General features: G+C 62.8%; 16 protein-coding genes and 2 pseudogenes. 7 read left to right on the top strand and 11 right to left on the bottom strand.

The window, feature by feature from the left end:
• Positions 1 to 41 precede the first annotated feature (41 nt).
• From AC3RCC_RS06770 to AC3RCC_RS06755, 4 genes are all read left to right on the top strand, one after another.
• Entirely contained in the window at positions 42 to 338 is a 297-nt protein-coding gene (locus tag AC3RCC_RS06770) for a PepSY domain-containing protein (protein ID WP_291633054.1), read from the top strand.
• Between the two features lie 26 nt (positions 339 to 364).
• Complete coding sequence (locus AC3RCC_RS06765; protein ID WP_291633056.1) at positions 365 to 919, top strand: hypothetical protein; 555 nt, start codon at positions 365 to 367, stop codon at positions 917 to 919.
• 192 nt (positions 920 to 1,111) lie between these two features.
• Positions 1,112 to 1,315, top strand: a complete 204-nt coding sequence (locus tag AC3RCC_RS06760) for a hypothetical protein (RefSeq protein ID WP_291633058.1) — start codon at positions 1,112 to 1,114, stop codon at positions 1,313 to 1,315.
• A gap of 73 nt (positions 1,316 to 1,388) precedes the next feature.
• The gene (locus AC3RCC_RS06755; RefSeq protein ID WP_291639579.1) at positions 1,389 to 1,619 is read left to right on the top strand and encodes a hypothetical protein; all 231 of its coding nucleotides are present in this window, start codon (positions 1,389 to 1,391) and stop codon (positions 1,617 to 1,619) included.
• Between the two features lie 70 nt (positions 1,620 to 1,689).
• Here AC3RCC_RS06755 and AC3RCC_RS06750 read toward each other — a convergent pair whose 3' ends face one another.
• On the bottom strand, positions 1,690 to 1,896 hold the full coding sequence (locus AC3RCC_RS06750) for a hypothetical protein (protein WP_291633062.1): 207 nt from the start codon (positions 1,894 to 1,896) through the stop codon (positions 1,690 to 1,692).
• Between the two features lie 206 nt (positions 1,897 to 2,102).
• Between AC3RCC_RS06750 and AC3RCC_RS06745 the strand changes: the two genes are divergently transcribed.
• Complete coding sequence (locus tag AC3RCC_RS06745) at positions 2,103 to 2,408, top strand: DUF982 domain-containing protein (protein WP_291633064.1); 306 nt, start codon at positions 2,103 to 2,105, stop codon at positions 2,406 to 2,408.
• A gap of 613 nt (positions 2,409 to 3,021) precedes the next feature.
• Here the strand turns inward: AC3RCC_RS06745 and AC3RCC_RS06740 are convergent.
• From AC3RCC_RS06740 to AC3RCC_RS06730, 3 genes are all read right to left on the bottom strand, one after another.
• Entirely contained in the window at positions 3,022 to 3,294 is a 273-nt protein-coding gene (locus AC3RCC_RS06740; protein WP_291633066.1) for a hypothetical protein, read from the bottom strand.
• 1,000 nt (positions 3,295 to 4,294) lie between these two features.
• Complete coding sequence (locus tag AC3RCC_RS06735; protein ID WP_291642771.1) at positions 4,295 to 4,474, bottom strand: hypothetical protein; 180 nt, start codon at positions 4,472 to 4,474, stop codon at positions 4,295 to 4,297.
• Between the two features lie 852 nt (positions 4,475 to 5,326).
• Complete coding sequence (locus AC3RCC_RS06730) at positions 5,327 to 5,575, bottom strand: hypothetical protein (RefSeq protein ID WP_291642769.1); 249 nt, start codon at positions 5,573 to 5,575, stop codon at positions 5,327 to 5,329.
• Between the two features lie 69 nt (positions 5,576 to 5,644).
• On the opposite strand from AC3RCC_RS06730, the gene AC3RCC_RS06725 reads away from it, so the two are divergent.
• A complete protein-coding gene (locus AC3RCC_RS06725; protein ID WP_291642767.1) occupies positions 5,645 to 5,884 on the top strand; it encodes a hypothetical protein in 240 nt (79 codons plus the stop codon).
• A gap of 49 nt (positions 5,885 to 5,933) precedes the next feature.
• On the opposite strand, the gene ligD is transcribed toward AC3RCC_RS06725, so the two are convergent.
• The 3 genes from ligD to AC3RCC_RS06710 are packed head-to-tail and all read right to left on the bottom strand — an operon-like array spanning position 5,934 to position 9,625.
• Entirely contained in the window at positions 5,934 to 8,486 is a 2,553-nt protein-coding gene (ligD, locus tag AC3RCC_RS06720; RefSeq protein WP_492257982.1) for a DNA ligase D, read from the bottom strand.
• Between the two features lie 18 nt (positions 8,487 to 8,504).
• Positions 8,505 to 9,392 carry a non-homologous end joining protein Ku gene (ku, locus tag AC3RCC_RS06715; RefSeq protein ID WP_291642763.1) on the bottom strand — a complete coding sequence of 296 codons (888 nt, stop codon included), beginning with the start codon at positions 9,390 to 9,392 and terminating at the stop codon, positions 8,505 to 8,507.
• Positions 9,392 to 9,625 (bottom strand): hypothetical protein, encoded by a 234-nt coding sequence (locus AC3RCC_RS06710; protein WP_291642761.1) that lies wholly within the window; start codon positions 9,623 to 9,625, stop codon positions 9,392 to 9,394. Before AC3RCC_RS06710 ends, ku begins: the two co-directional genes overlap by 1 nt.
• Before the next feature lie 274 nt (positions 9,626 to 9,899).
• On the opposite strand from AC3RCC_RS06710, the gene AC3RCC_RS06705 reads away from it, so the two are divergent.
• Positions 9,900 to 10,322, top strand: coding sequence for a hypothetical protein (locus AC3RCC_RS06705; protein WP_291645616.1), 423 nt, complete (start codon positions 9,900 to 9,902; stop codon positions 10,320 to 10,322).
• 34 nt (positions 10,323 to 10,356) lie between these two features.
• Here the strand turns inward: AC3RCC_RS06705 and AC3RCC_RS06700 are convergent.
• From AC3RCC_RS06700 to AC3RCC_RS06685, 4 genes and pseudogenes are all read right to left on the bottom strand, one after another.
• A pseudogene (locus AC3RCC_RS06700) lies at positions 10,357 to 10,720 on the bottom strand (hypothetical protein); the annotation flags it as partial.
• Between the two features lie 215 nt (positions 10,721 to 10,935).
• Positions 10,936 to 11,958, bottom strand: coding sequence for a sensor histidine kinase (locus AC3RCC_RS06695; protein WP_492257981.1), 1,023 nt, complete (start codon positions 11,956 to 11,958; stop codon positions 10,936 to 10,938).
• Positions 11,959 to 12,478: 520 nt separating this feature from the next.
• A pseudogene (locus AC3RCC_RS06690) lies at positions 12,479 to 12,820 on the bottom strand (IS3 family transposase); the annotation flags it as partial.
• A gap of 658 nt (positions 12,821 to 13,478) precedes the next feature.
• The gene (locus tag AC3RCC_RS06685) at positions 13,479 to 14,666 is read right to left on the bottom strand and encodes an exonuclease domain-containing protein (RefSeq protein WP_492257980.1); all 1,188 of its coding nucleotides are present in this window, start codon (positions 14,664 to 14,666) and stop codon (positions 13,479 to 13,481) included.
• Positions 14,667 to 14,670 lie beyond the last annotated feature (4 nt).

The following is a 14,670-nucleotide window of genomic DNA, read 5'->3' as shown; positions in this document are numbered from 1 at the left end:
CTAGCATCGGCCATCTGGCCTGAATTCTGTGGGAGGACGCTATGAAAAGGCAACTCAGTGCCTCGATCGTCGCATCGCTTTTCGCTCTCGGAGCTTACGCCCAGACACCAACGACATCGCCTGCTCCGGCGCCAGCCCCGGCGGATGCGAATGCTCCGCTTCCGGGAGCGAACAGCTTCACCGAAGGCCAGGCCAAGAGCCGCCTTGAGGCCAACGGATACAGCGCCATCAGCGAGCTCAAGAAGGACGACAACGGCGTCTGGAAGGGCACGGCCACGCATGGCGGCCAGCCGGTCACCGTGAGCGTGGATTATCGCGGCAACATCACCCGCCATTGACCGTTTATTCTGTAAGGAGATCTGCAATGACTCGCACAATCACTCGGTCTTACGATGATTACGCAGTGGCGACCGCAGTCGTGGAGGACCTGGGAAGGGCCGGCTTCTCGGATTCTGAAATCAGCGTGATCGGGCCTCGCAACGATGACGGCGATGACAGCAACGCAGGGGAAGGTGCTGGAATTGGCGCTGGTGTCGGCGGAGCCGCCGGTTTGCTCGCGGGCCTCGGGATGATCGCCATTCCCGGTATCGGACCCGTTGTAGCGGCCGGATGGCTAGCGGCGACCGCCGCCGGTGCCGCAGCGGGCGCGGCTGCGGGGGGCATTATCGGTGCGATGACCAGTGCCGGCGTCGACGAGCGCGAAGCCCACGTCTACGCAGAAAGCGTTCGGCGTGGTGGATCGGTTGTGTCGGTTCGTGCCGCTGACGGTCGCGTCGCCGAAGCGGAGGCGATCATGGACCGTGCAACCCCGATCGATATGGTCCAGCGCCGGGCCGACTATGAGCGGGAGGGCTGGACGCAGTTCGATGCCAACGCAACTCCGTACGTTCGACCGACCGTCGGATCCTCGGCGCCATAAAACGCCCTGCTTGGTTGTATCGGGCGCATCGGAGCAGAAAAACCGCCCGCTAAACTTGCAAATAGGCCCTGCGGGCGCGCGAGCCAGTGGGGCCAATTTTTGTGCGGAGAGAATCGGCTGAAGCGGGGGCGGCCGTTGAGCACAGATCGCAATATCGAATGTGTTTCGCATTCTCGACCGGAGACGCTAGAGATGTCTTCTCCAACGGCCCTATGGCTGCTTGCCGTCGGTCTGGTGATCCTCACGATCGGCTTCATCCTCTGCGGTATCCCTAACCCCTGGCAGGCGGGCACTGCAGACGGCGCCACCGACCGCCAGCTTTACCGCTCTAGCCTTGCCATCAACCGGACCGATCTCTTCCAAGCCATGCCCGCGGCGGCTGTAAGGTGCGTGTAAGCGCAAGACGGTCAAATGCCTCTCATCAGGCCGGACGAAGCAGTTGCCGGCCGGAAGTGAGAGGAAACCGACCATGACCGCCACCAACGCCTTCGACACCGCCCGCGACACCTCCATCGCCCTGACCGATGACGAGCTCGACACCGTGGCCGGCGCCGGCATCGGCCAGAAGATCCTGGGCATCGCCCTCACCACGGGCGGCGTCCTGACCACCGCGACCGGCGTCGTCACCCGTCAGTGGGGTCTCGCCAGCCGCGGCTGCAACATGCTGGTGGACGGCATCGGCCATCTCGAGGCCGCCTGAGCACGAAAAGCAAAAGCCCCGCTGGCGTGCGCTGGCGGGGCTCTTCTTCGTCACACTCGGGCAAGGGATTTCAAGAACGGAACTTCTCGGCCGCCCGCTTCGCAAGGTCTTCCTCATCCATTGCAAGCGGCGCGAGGCTGGCGACGATGAATGCCAGCCGCTCCCGCTCCTTTTCGTCAATCTCAGGTTGCTGCACCTTGATCGCGGTCCAGGCCGCTTCCAGAGCTGCGCCCGCTCGCGCCAGATCGACCGGATCCGTCAACGAACTGAATGGCATCTGCGTCTCCCATAGGCATATCCCAGGGCAGATGTAGAGCAACGTACCAAGCCTGCAAGCGCCGCCCAGGCGCTCGACATATGCGCGAGAAAGGAGCGCGGCCTCGCCGTCTTGAACTGGTCCCCTCGGGCAATAAATCTATCTGCGCCGCCAGCGCGCAGCTCTCGCTCCGCTGCGACTCTAAAACCATGTTGCTCTAGGAGGATATGGCTTTGGCACTCCTGTCAGACCAATTCGCACGCCCGGTCGTCATCTTGACCCGGTTCGGCGTCCCTACGGCGGTTTCCTCTGCTATGGAGGCCTATATGTTTCTCACCGACTGGCCGGTCGCGCAGCGTGATGCAACCCATCCCTTGGCGTTGAAAGGCTGCCTTGCAGCGGTCCGTGGAGAAATCGAAATCGAGACCGCACGAGGGCTCTTCGCTTCATGGGCGGAACGCCGCGACATCCTCGCACCCGACGTTACCGCTTTCGTGAGCAGCCGGCGCGGAAGCTCGTACGGCGCCCGTTAACGCAAAAAGGCGCCCGGCCCCGATGTGAACGGGACCGGGCGCCAGAATGAGATTGCATGCGCGGTTAAAGAGACCAGTGCCGAGTGGCCCACCAGGTAACGGCAGCAACGCTTAGCATTCCGCCCGTAACCACTAGACCTGTCCAGATTTTTGCCCTCTGTCTAGAGTTCGATCAGGCGTTAACAGGGGGCCTTGCGTCAGATCAACAGTCGAAGCAGAACGGTGGCAATGCGTCACAGCCTGTCCTCGAGGGATTTGCGATCCTATACGTCCCAGAAGCCCTAAATCGAAGGCATCCTGGCGGGACGTTTTTGCGGCTCGCCCGCATGTTCATAACCGCCGGCCTGACAATAGACTTCCGCAGCGCGTCGAAAGCGCTGCCACGCGGGTAGCCGCTCTCGGGCCGGAGACATCAATGCATAGTTCATTTCAGGAGGAAGAAGGGCGTCTGGATCAAAGCCTGCCGATCGGCAAAGCGCCCTAGCGATGTTTTCGACGCGATCTGTTTCCATGACACGCTTCCCAACGCAACACGGAGCGCCTCCGCTCAAAAGAAAGAGGGCCGCAGGCCTGGCGCACGAAAGAGACTTCAGAGCGCCATCGTCGTAACGCACTACCGCGCGCGCGGTTCCTCGTTCTCAGGCCCGGACAGAACGCTGCTTGTTCGGACTGTGCGGGTAAATTGCTCAACGGCTCGCGCCACCAACTCCTGCTCGTCAAGCACCATAGGAACGAGGCTTGCGACAATGAACTTGAGGCGCTCGCGCTCCTGCTCCTCGGTGCCCATTCGATCATGTGAAGACGATCGGATTTCTGCCCAGGCTTCCTCGACGGCTGCAAATGCGCGGGCCAGATCGACCGGGTCGGTCAATGATCGAAATGGCATTTTACCCTCCCCTGCCGACGAATATAATCGCCCTTAGTCCAAGCGAGACGAGATCTATGCTTCGTCAGCCGTTCGATCTTGAATGGCGCGAATCTCAATCATGAGTTCCCAGACCTTTTTCTGGGCCACCGCAAACGCCATCCAGTCGCATTTCCGCTCGGCGTCCCCGCCTCGGCCAAGCGAAGCCTGAGCTTCAAAAGCCTCTTTTGCCAAAGCGGCATATCGATCCGCTAGGACCGGGACCAGGTCGGAAGCAATTTCTCGCATTCCTCGCGCTTAATCGCACTTCGAGCTGCACACTATGTCAAATGACATGCAGACCATGGACAGGGGCTGCACGGAGGGCGGCATCTCCAAACAAAAAAGCCCCGCTGGCGCGAGCGAGACCGGGCCAGTCAGGGAGAAACGCCCAAGGAGGGCAGCCCTTGCGAGGACCAGGCGACTGCGGGCTGCTGGTGGCGGGTTAGCACAGCGATTTGCGCGCTGCCGGTCCGCAGTCGGCCCATCGTTCCTCTAGCATCGCGGTACGAGACGAGCCGACTTGACGCAGGAGCTTAGCTCCAGCCAAGTACGAAGTGCGGCCAAAATGTGGAGATCACGCGTGACAATTGTGGCTTTGGCAGTCGGGGGGATTGCTTTGTTAGCGCTGAGCACGTCAGCAAACGCCATGCCGCGCGGCATGGGGTACAAATGTCAGGACCATTACGCTCGGTATGATATTCAGGCAGGCCCGAAAGCCTTCGCTTTGGGCAGGAACGGCGCATGTGCTTGGAAAGCGCGAGTGCGCTCTATTCGGGAAGCCGAGATGGAATCGATTGCAGGATGCCGGCGCCAGCGCGGAACTGACTGCCGCATCGTTGACTCATCGCTACTGAAATCCCTCCGACAGACTTCCCGTCGCTCCATGCCGAGCGACGGCGCAATGACGGAATCCTGATGACCGGCATTTCCTGCCAGATGGTCCCGAGCCCATGCGGCATGTAGTTAATGTGGCCGCCGATCAGAGTTTCCATTTTTCGGCGATTAACCAAGTTGCACCGGCAACACCCAGCATCCCTGCAGAAATCAGAAGCAGTTTGATCGCGGTTTCCACGATCAGCGTTCCATCGACAACGATCGTCCAAGCGATCGCGCTAAGATTGGCAAAGAAAAACCCGCCATCCATGCGGATAGCGGGCATGCATATTGGCGTTCAACACCAAGAACATTGGGGGGAGGCAGCCAAGAAGCACGCCACCGATCCAGATGAGAGACGACGCCCTCACAGTTCGATCTGGCGCTAGTTCGCGGTGAGGCTCGCCGCATCCCTTTTACTCCTTGATCTCTGTCAACGCATCTGACGCCAATTGGTTCCTGACGAAACAGCAATGTTGGCGGCAACCAGGGGCGGCTGCAACTTCCCTTTGCGGGCGCGAATGAAAGTGCGCTAAGGGGTCTACCAGTCGCCTTGCGCCTAATCACGTTCAGCGCCAGCATCCCAGCAGGCGCGCCAAAATCAATCGCAGGAAGCGTTCTGGTTGACCGGCAAGAGCAAGCTCGAGTTCACCTTACATTCCCATCGGAAAGCCCAACGGCTGGCTCGAATGGGGAGCCGTGCCAGAGGACGAGCCCTACGGCGATTTCATTCACCGAGCCGCGGCGAACGTACTCGCTCGCCCTGTTACGGTCGAGGATCTCAAAGACAATCTAAGCCGTACCCGGCTGGCCCAGCTGCCCTCAGATACGCGTGAAAGGTTGATCGCGAAATATGAAGGCGCTCTATCGACCCTGGGGGGATGAAGCCACTTAATCGTCCTGCGTCGGCCGGCCTGGATCGATCGGGCTCCACGACTCCGATGGCTTCCGTTCGCCCTTGGAGGCCTCCTCCCTCGAGGTTCGCACGCTCCCGCCTTTCGGTTTGGCTTCGGGAATGTCAGTTCCTGGCCGTGGGCGACTATCTGCGCTCCTGCGAGCTTGCCCGCCGGTCTTTTCAGATTCGATCGTTGTCTTGCCCATCGATGCCTCCCTCGTGCTCCAGACTGGGACCGGACGGTTACTCTCGAAGCTTGCCGAGGTTGCCCGGCAGTCCTGAAAACGGGAGGTCATCGGGACTGCGGTTCGTGCCCGGCTCGGGATTCTCTTCGGCGCCGTGACCTTCGGTCTTTCGACGCGCCTCCCAGTTTCGGATCGCTGAAACCAGCGCCGCGAGCTCATCAGCCGCCGGCGTGCCCTCAGCTGCGTCACTCAGCGCGTTGGCGCGGGCAGCTGCGGCAGCAAACTCTTCCTTGCTCTCGATTCGCATGTCAGAACCTCCGCGTCCTCCTCGCAACATCGGAGAACGGTGCAGGTTCCTTGCTCTCGAGCACTTGCCTTGAAAATCGGTCTGGAGCTCAATAGCCACATGCCAGAAAAGCCCGTTGTCGAAATCCCCGTCGTCAGCGTCTCAAAGATCACCGTCAGCGGTGACCCAGGCGAAGGGGCCTTGGTCAAATTTGAAACAGAAGCTGACGCGGACGTCGAACTAATCCTGTCGCCGGCGGCGCTCGCTCAGCTGGAAGCTCTGCTCGCTCGCGCCGCTCAGGAGCAATCCAAACATCACCCTCAACAGTGATCCGCCCGAACACCTGCAGCCGACGCCTTCAGCGACGCCATGGAGGACGCTACTCGGCATCGCGACGCCCGGTAAGTGTTCTCGCTAATTCGAAGAAGCCGCGCCAAGCTTCGTCTTCACTTTCGCCTGCACCTATAGTGCCGGCTTTGAACGCGTCCGGCGCGAGCTGGCCCAATCTAGCCCACGCAACCGGCATTGCTACTGGTGCACCCGGCCGCGCCCGCGTCGAATAGGGGGCGATCGCAGTCGCACCGCGGCCATTGCGGAGATAGTCGACGAAGATCCGACCCTTGCGCGCCTGTTTCGACAGGGTCGCCGTGTAGAGCTTCGGCTGCGCCTGCTCCATCGCCTTGGCGAAACCGCGGGCGAATGCCTTGATCTCGTCCCAGCCGGCCTTGGGCTTCAGCGGCATCACAACATGGAAACCCTTGCCGCCGGAGGTCTTGAGGAAGCTCGCAAAACCGAGCTCATCAAGGCGAGCGCGGACCGTCAGCGCCGCCGCGCGCACCCGCTCCATGGGCACGCCCTTGTCCGGGTCGAGGTCGAAGATCACCTGATCCGGGGTTTCGACGGCATCCACCTTCGCGCCCCAGAGATGGATCTCGACCGTGCCGAGCTGAACGAGCGCCGCAAGACCATCGAAATCGCGGATGAAGAGCAGCTCCTCGCCATCCTTGTCCTTCATCCGGGAGACGGATTTGTGCAGCCCGGCGCCGGCGTGCTTCTGGAAGAAGACCTGGCCGCCGATCCCGTCCGGCGCGCGCAGCAGACTCAGGGGTCGTTCGACGACGAAGGGCGCCATGCGCTCCCAGACACTGGCGTAGTAGTCGAGCAGGTTCTGCTTGGTGAAGCCGATATCGGGCCAGAGCGGCTTGTCGGGATTGCTCAACGTCACTGTGGTCTCCCGCCGGGATGCCCTCGGCGGCATCAGCTTTGCCGCTGATCGCGTCCTGCTCGCCGCAGCCTTGACCGGCTTCTCCTCGATCACTTCATCAGCCGGCTTGTCCTCGCGCAGGCCGAGGAAGGCCGAATGCCGCAGCGTCTTCGAGGCCGTCCAGGAGCCGAAGGCGATCTCGGCGACGAGTTCAGGCTTGACCCAGACGATACCACGCTCGCGCCCCGCCGCCCCCTCGAAAGGCGCGGTTTCAGCGGCGATCGCGTCGAGCCGCCGCTTCAGGTTTGCGGCCGATTTGCGGGTGAAGCCGGTGCCGACGCGGCCTGCCGGCTTCAGTTCCCCGCCTTCATGATAACCGAGGACGAGCGAGCCGAGCTGGTTGCGCGAGGCCTTGCACGGGACATAGCCGGCGATCACGAATTCCTGGCGCTGCGTGCATTTCGACTTGATCCAGTCGCGACCCCGGCCACTGCGATACGGCGCGTCGACCCGCTTCGAGATCACGCCTTCGAGCCCCATGCGGCAGGCATGGCGGAGCATGGTCTGGCCAGGCTCGACGAAGTGCTCGCTATAGCGCAGGGCGGCGTCGGGTTTCGTAGCCTGCAGCAGCTCCTCCAGCCTTTCCTTGCGCGCGAGCAGCGGTTCCGCCCGCAGATCCTCACCGTCGAGATGGAGCAGGTCGAAGGCATAGAAGACGAGGTCAGTGGCCTCGCCGTCCGATAGGGCCGCCTGCAACGCTGAAAATGAGGAGATGCCGTCCTTGCCCAGCGCCACGACTTCACCGTCGATCAGCGCAGTGTCGCAGGGAAGTGCCGCGAAGGCAGCGGCAATCTGGTCTCGGAAGCGATCGGTCCAGTCGAGGCCGGTACGAGTGTGCAGCCTGACCTTTCCCCCGGATATCCGCGCCTGCAGCCTGTAACCGTCGAACTTGACCTCGTGCAGCCAATGCTCGCCGGCTGGGGGCTTGTCCTCCAGGGTCGCGAGGCATGGCTCGACGAAGCGCGGCAGCGGCTCGGCTTCAATCTTGGCCGGGCGGCCGGATACCTTGGATCTTGCTGTGCTGGACTTGGTGCCTCGGGGCTTACGCCCTTTAGCGGGCTTCTCGTCGGTGGACCAGACGTCGCCTGCGGGATCGTCGCCAACCTCTTCGACGCTCTTGCCCGAAACCACCGAGTCCGGCGCGGTTTTGAGAATATCCTCATCATCACGGGCAAAATCGTCGTCGACCTTGATCAGCAGCCAGTTGTCGCGCTTCTCGCCACGGCGGGACTTCAGCCGCACCAGTTTCCAGCGGCCGCCGAGCTTGTGGCCTTCGAGCGTGAAGGCGAGATGGCCTTTCTCCATGCCGCCGGCGGGGTTGCCCTCGGGGATCCACTTGCCCTCGTCCCAGATGATGACCGAGCCGGCGCCGTATTCGCCCTCGGGAATCGTGCCCTCGAAGCCGCCATATTCGAGGGGGTGATCCTCGACATGGACCGCGAGACGCTTCTCGGCGGGGTCGAGGCTCGGGCCGCGCGTCACCGCCCAGGACCAGAGCACGCCGCCATGCTCGAGCCGGAGATCGTAATGCAGGCGGCGGGCAGCATGCTTGTGGACGACGAAGGCGCCGCCGGCCTGTTCCGCCCTGCTCCGGCGTTTCGCCGCGCCTTTCGGCTCCCGCGTCCGTGAAAAGTCGCGTTTCGAACGGTAGAGATCGAGATTGGCCATGGCGCCCTCCGTGGCGGGTCAGGCACTCTTCCTGGTCTTGGCAGCGGCAGGTTTCTTCGTCGGCTTGCCGGCCCCGGGCGAAGCCTTGCGCTGCGAAGAGCTCTTGCGCGGCGGCTCGCGCGGCGAGTCCTCCTCACCGAGGCTCTTCTTCAGCGCCTCGAACAGGTTGACGACATTGGTGGGACGCTCGGCCGGCTTCGCGACCGGCGGCTTCTTGCCCTTGCGCTTGGCCTCGATCAGCGCGAGCAGCGCCTCCTCGTAGTGATCCTCGAAGCCGCTCGGATCGAACTTCGCCTGCTTCTTGTCGATGATGTGGGTGGCGAGATCGACCAGTTCCGGATCGAGCTTGCTCTCGTGCAGGCCGTCGAAGACCTCGTCCGGCTGGCGCACGGTCTTGTCGTAGCGCAGCGTCGTCAGCAGCAGCCCCTTGTCGAAGGGCTCGATCATCGCCGGCCGCTCGCGGCGATAGAGCACGATGCGGGCGATGCCGGCCTTCTTCTGCTTCGCCATCGCCTCGCGGATCACAGCGAAGGCCTCTTCTGAGACCTCGTCGGAGGGGCTGAGATAATAGGGCTGGTCGAAATAGATCTGCGGGATCGCAGTGCGGTCGACGAACTGCACGATCGAGAGCGTGTGCGAGCTTTCGATCTGGACCGCGTCGATCTCGTCCTCCTCTATCAGTAGGTATTCGTCGCTGCCGATCTCGTAGCCCTTGACCTCGTCATCGGGATCGACCGGCTTGCCGCTGACACTGTCGACATATTGGCGGCGGACGGTGTTGCCGGTCTTGCGGTTGATCACACGGAAAGAGACCTTCTCGCTACGGTCGGTCGCCGAGGTCAGCTCGACGGCGCAGGATACCAGCGAGAGCTTGAGATAGCCCTTCCAGGCGGGGCGCGGGGCCATCACGCCGCCTCACGCCGGCGCGCGGGGCCTGCAGGCTGGGCGACGAGGAGTTCGGCCCGCGCAGCATCCTCATGGGTGACAAGTGGGACCGGGTCAGTGAGAATGGCGGTCAACACGGCGGGGTCCAGTTGGCCGTTCCCAACGACCCATGCAAGAGCGTCTCGTGTCTCACGCTCCGCTCGCAATTGCGCCGCCAAAGCCAGAATAAGACGGTCCTTCGCATCGATCCGCATTGCGACACTCCGTGATTTGTCATCGCAACCGCTGAGACGAGGTTTATGTTCCTCCCGAGGCAAATGAGATGGCTGCCGGGCGACAAGGCGGCAGTGATTAACCCAACTCCGTTGACCTGCTGGCTTGGATAAGTGCCAATATTGCGAACTATGCGAGGCTGGTGGATAGGGGCTTGGCGGTGAAACGGTCGATCTTACGGCCGGCGAAAGTCATCATCCGAGATCGTCGGAACCTATCTCTCTCTTACGGGTAGTGCCGGCAGGAGGGTTGCCGATGGCCTTCACGATCCGATCCCAGGACGACTACGAAACGGCAATCGCCCGAGTGCAGGAGCTTCGCAACCGAAGCCCCGCAACCGTCGCGGAAGAAAGCGAACTCCGTCATCTCCTATTAGCTGCCGACGATTGGGACCGCACCATGGGCGGTGAGGCCGCCGGCAAAAGAAGCATTGCAGACGCCCTAGCCCGCGAAACCGGGGCTGGTTTCGCTCTTTTGATGGCACAGCTGTTCCCGCAGCGGGATTGGGTCGCGGATCTCGCCAATTCGCTGGGGCAGAAGCGAAGCTACGTCGAACGACACTTGCAACATGACGTGATGCCGCCGCCTGATCTCGTCGGCGCCGCACAACGGCTCATGAATGCCAATCCACCGTCAGTCGGCGCCGCAACCAAGCAGGGCTTGAGCAGCCCCGATTGAGAATCCTGGGCGGCTGCCGAAGCGCAAGAACGATCTATCCGCCGCCGAAAAGAGTGCCGCCGCCTTCGGGCAGGAAGTCGGGGAGCCCATCCGTCTTTACACCGCGCGCCACAATATCGAACGAACCGTTCGGCAAAGGTGGCTGCAGCGACCTCGCCTGGTCCCATGGCGCCGTCATCCAAGCCTGACATTCTTCTGGCCTCGTCAGGATCACCGGCATCGCCTTCGGGTGGATCGCGCCAACCTCAGCATTCGGCTCGGTCGTCAGAAAGGCATAGAGATCGATCGTTTCCGACCTCCTTTCCCTTGGCCCGAAGCTTGTCGGCGCGCTTCGACGCGGCGTCGAGCAAGGCCTTCTTCGAGGACGGCATTCCCCAGCGCGTCACGGCGAAATCCCGGATGAATTCGAAGAGCAGATCCGAGCGGCATGACGCTGGCGCTCTCTCGCTCTTACCCGGGCGACACGCCGAATCGACGGGCGAGGGCTTTTGGCGTGTCAGCTGCGGCATGAGGCCAGAACCCGTTTGGGGCGGGTCGATCACGGTTCAGGACCCGTCGCCAGATATCCGAACGGCGAGCCGTAGACGCCCACAATGAGCCAAGGTTGGAGCACTCAGCGCGCCAAATCGACGAGGCTTACTTCGACTGTTACCGAGAGGCCTTCAGGGCGCCAGTCATAGGTCATGCTCGCACCTAGCTGGGACCGCGCAGCCCTTTCGACAAGTACGCTCCCGAATCCGTTTGGACCGGAGGGCGCGTTGACGATCGCAGGACCTCCCTCTTCACGCCATAGAAGGCGCAGCTGCCCCGCCGCTGCCGCCACCACGACATAAACAGATCCTTCATCGATGGACAGGGCGCCATACTTCACGGCGTTGGTAGAAAGCTCATGAAAGACCAGAGCCAAGGCCGTCGCTGCGTTCGGGCCCACAATGGCATCGTCCCCCTCGATCGAAACCCGTCGGCCCGAAGTGCCATGGTATGGTTCCAACACGCGCGCGAGGAGCAACTTTAACCCCCCATCTCCAACCTCTTTTCTTGAGACGAAAGCATGAGCGCGATGCAGGGATTGAAGCCGACTTTCGAGCTTCTCCGCGAATTCCTTGTTTGTGGGCTCGAACCTCGCTGCCATGCGAACGAGGCTGTTGACGACGGTAAAGATGTTGGCGATGCGGTGCGACAGTTCGCGGGAGACCAGCTCACGCTGCTCTTCAGCCCGCCTGCGAGCGGTAATGTCGATGTGAGCGCCAATCAGGCGTAGGGGAGCTCCCGCATCGTCCCGGACTATTTCTGCTTTCGCGAGAATCCAGCGTGTCTGTCCGTCGCTGGGCCGTATGATCCGATATTCGACCTCATACTCCGTTTCCGGCCCGTTTACTGTCGCAAGAAAGTGGCTCAGCACACGGTCACGGTCTTCCGGGTGAATTCGGGCTACCCAGGCCTCATGGGACTCGTGGGTTGCGTCGGGCGGCAGGCCATGCACGACCAGATACTCTGGTGAGCGCACGTTCTTGAAATTGTTGCCCCGCAGATCGACCTCCATGCCGCCGATCTGGCCTATCCGCTGAATACGGGCGAATTCCGCTTCTCGCGCGCGCAGCCTGCACTCTGCCGATTCGCTCGTGTCTTCTGCCATGTCACTCTGGTCCGCCGATAACCAAGCTTACGCAGCCAAAGCCGTTCTCCGCAAAGTCATAAGACAGCGCCCCGCCAGGCGGCCCTACTCGCGGAATAATTCTAAGGCCAGCCCGGCGACCGAAGCTGACCGTCTTTTCTGTCGTCCGCCTCGGAACAGAGGGGGGGCGTAATAGTTAGGCCAGCACGATGGAGCGCCTCGTTACGGGCGCGAAAGGAATAGCATCATGGATACCGAAAACGGCTTCAAGACCATGTCCCAGCATGCGGACGCTGACGCTCCAGGCAAGACCCCTGCCCCCGGTTCATCAAGGCTGAAGCAGTTCGACGATGATGACGAGCTCTCCGATGCCGGGAGAGCACGCGCCACGGAACTGCAACGCTTGATTATCGAAGAGATTCGAGATCGGCCGGTACGGGCGTTGGGGTGGGCCGCGACTGCCGGCTTTATTCTTGGCATCTGGGTGTCGAGATAGGTTATGGCGGGCTTGGCGGTCCTGGCTTCGGCAGGCATCAAGGCAGCGCTGGTTCGGACGCTCGGCACTGAACTCCCGGCCGAGCGTATTCGGGGCGATGGCCGATCGCTGGCCACCGTCTTTGGGCAGGCTGCGCCGACGCGGCCTGGCACGCAAAGCCTGGGCACGCATCAGCCGCTCGATGCGATGCAGGCCGCAATCGATGCCTTCCGCCAGCACGGTTCGCCAGACACGCCTGGCACCATAGGTCCGATCCGAACCAAGGAAGCTTGCCCGGACCCTGGTGCCGATCTCCTCGTCGTCGCGTGCTCGACGGCTCGGTGACCGGTTGAGCCAGGCATGGAAGCCCGAGCGCGACACATCCAGCGTTTCGCAAAGCCATGCGACGCCTCCGAGACGAAGTAGCTCTTCTCGTCGGTGAAGCGCACTGCCAGGGCGAGGAGATCCGACGCGCCTTGGAGGCCGTTCTCGGGAGTGACGCTAGGGTGCGGCCGGCCGAAAGTCCGAGCGCGTCCCTTGGGCTCGGGAGCGCCAGGAGATGTTACGGCGCAGGGCCGGCGGCGTCGTAACGTACCGGTAGACGATCGTCTCCGCGAGGCGGAGCAGCCGGTCGGCGTCGAACGACTTCGGGCGGAAGAAGTAGATCTCCTCGCCGGCCGAGCGCCGCAAGGCCTCGTTGAACCCGTACGCCGTACCGCGCGCGAGCTGGGCCGGGTCAATCCCGAGGTACTGGCAGTGGCGCTCACCATCCGGTGTCCTGAGCCAGCTGTTCAGGCGAGCGCTCTTCATCCTGAAGGCGAGCTGCTTGTCGAATTCGCGAGGGGTCATACCGGCCGGCAGACGGACGACGAGGCAGCGGTCCCCGACCGAGACGGGTGAGCCGGCGAGAGGCAGTCCGCGCGGGAGGATGTGCTGCATCATCCAGGTGTCGAACCCGAGATCGCTGCAGGGGTAGCCATCGGCGCTCGTAGTCAGGGCGGCGTAGTGGTCTTTGTTGAGCTCTTCCGATCGCATCCGAAGATCGGTCTGCGTCGTCGTCGACAGCTTATGGACCGCCGCCTTCAGGCGTCGCGCGAGCCCGACGAGGCCTGTGGCGGCGGCGTTGACATGGTCGAAGCCGCAGCCGGCGGCGTAGATCGCAATCCTGCCGCCGGCGACGTAGTGATGCTTGTAGGCCGGCTGCTCGAACGCATCGGCGGGAAGCATTGCCAGCTTCTTGCCGCCAGGCGCAAGGCTCCCGATCGGCGTATTGGTCCTGCAGCGCCAGCGCGAGCTGGCGGGTGAAGGTTGGGTGCGCCCATAGTGCCCGGGCCCGTTCACGATACACTGCTTCGGGCTCGGGCTCGGCGAGCGCATGTACCGCTTGGTCCCAGGCAAACAACACAGGCTGCGCGTTGGTCTTGACCTGCCTGACGGGCGAGCGGCTGGACCGGATGCGCGCCAGGAGCTCGGGTGCGGAGAGGCCGATGAATCCGGCCGGGTCTTGGCCGAGGTCGATACAGACCCGCGCGGACGGGTTCGTTGGCGAGCCGATCATCGGGAGCACCGGCGTCAGGCGCGAGGTGCCGCCCAGGATCAACGGCTCGCCCGGCTCCAGCAGCGCGAGCGGCCCGGATTTCTTGGCATGGCCGAGCATCGTCGCCATCGTCGACGGCGCCCGGTCGAGCAGAAGCGCGAACAGGTCGCGCGTCGCCCGCACGTCCGCCAACGCGTCATGGGCTTCATCTTCGGACAGGGCGATGCCATTGGCGCGGCAGACGTCGCCGAGTTTGAGGACGGGCTTACCGGTTGCATCGCGGGGGATCGCGACCGCGTCCGGCTCAAGCATCACGACAGCGCGAAGCATGGTCAGGACGTCGGCCCGACCATGGCCGGTCATGGCTCCTAGATACGGCGGCAGCAGGGTCTGGTAGAAGCTCTGCCGCAGGACCTCATCGTCGAAGCGGATTGTGTTGTAGCCGATCAGCATCGCGGGCTTGCAGTCCGCGATGATCCTGGCGATCTGTGCCATCATCTCGATATGGCTCAGCGGCTGGTCATCGAGCATCTCCGGCGTGACGCCGGTGATGAGGAGCGCGTCGGGCGACGGCACGACATGGATGGGCAGGCGGCAGCGCAGCGTCAGTTCGCGCTGCACCGCAAGCTTGGCATCGGCCTGCAAGAATGCCGCCTGCAGCGGGACGTCCCAGCAGGGTTCGAGGCCCGAGGTCTCGAGGTCGTAGAACAGGTACATGACG

It is taken from the genome of Allobosea sp. GW823-FHT01F03 (assembly GCF_058798075.1).
The sequence above is the reverse complement of the archived record's forward strand: the minus strand, read 5'-3'. Positions and strand labels throughout refer to the sequence as shown.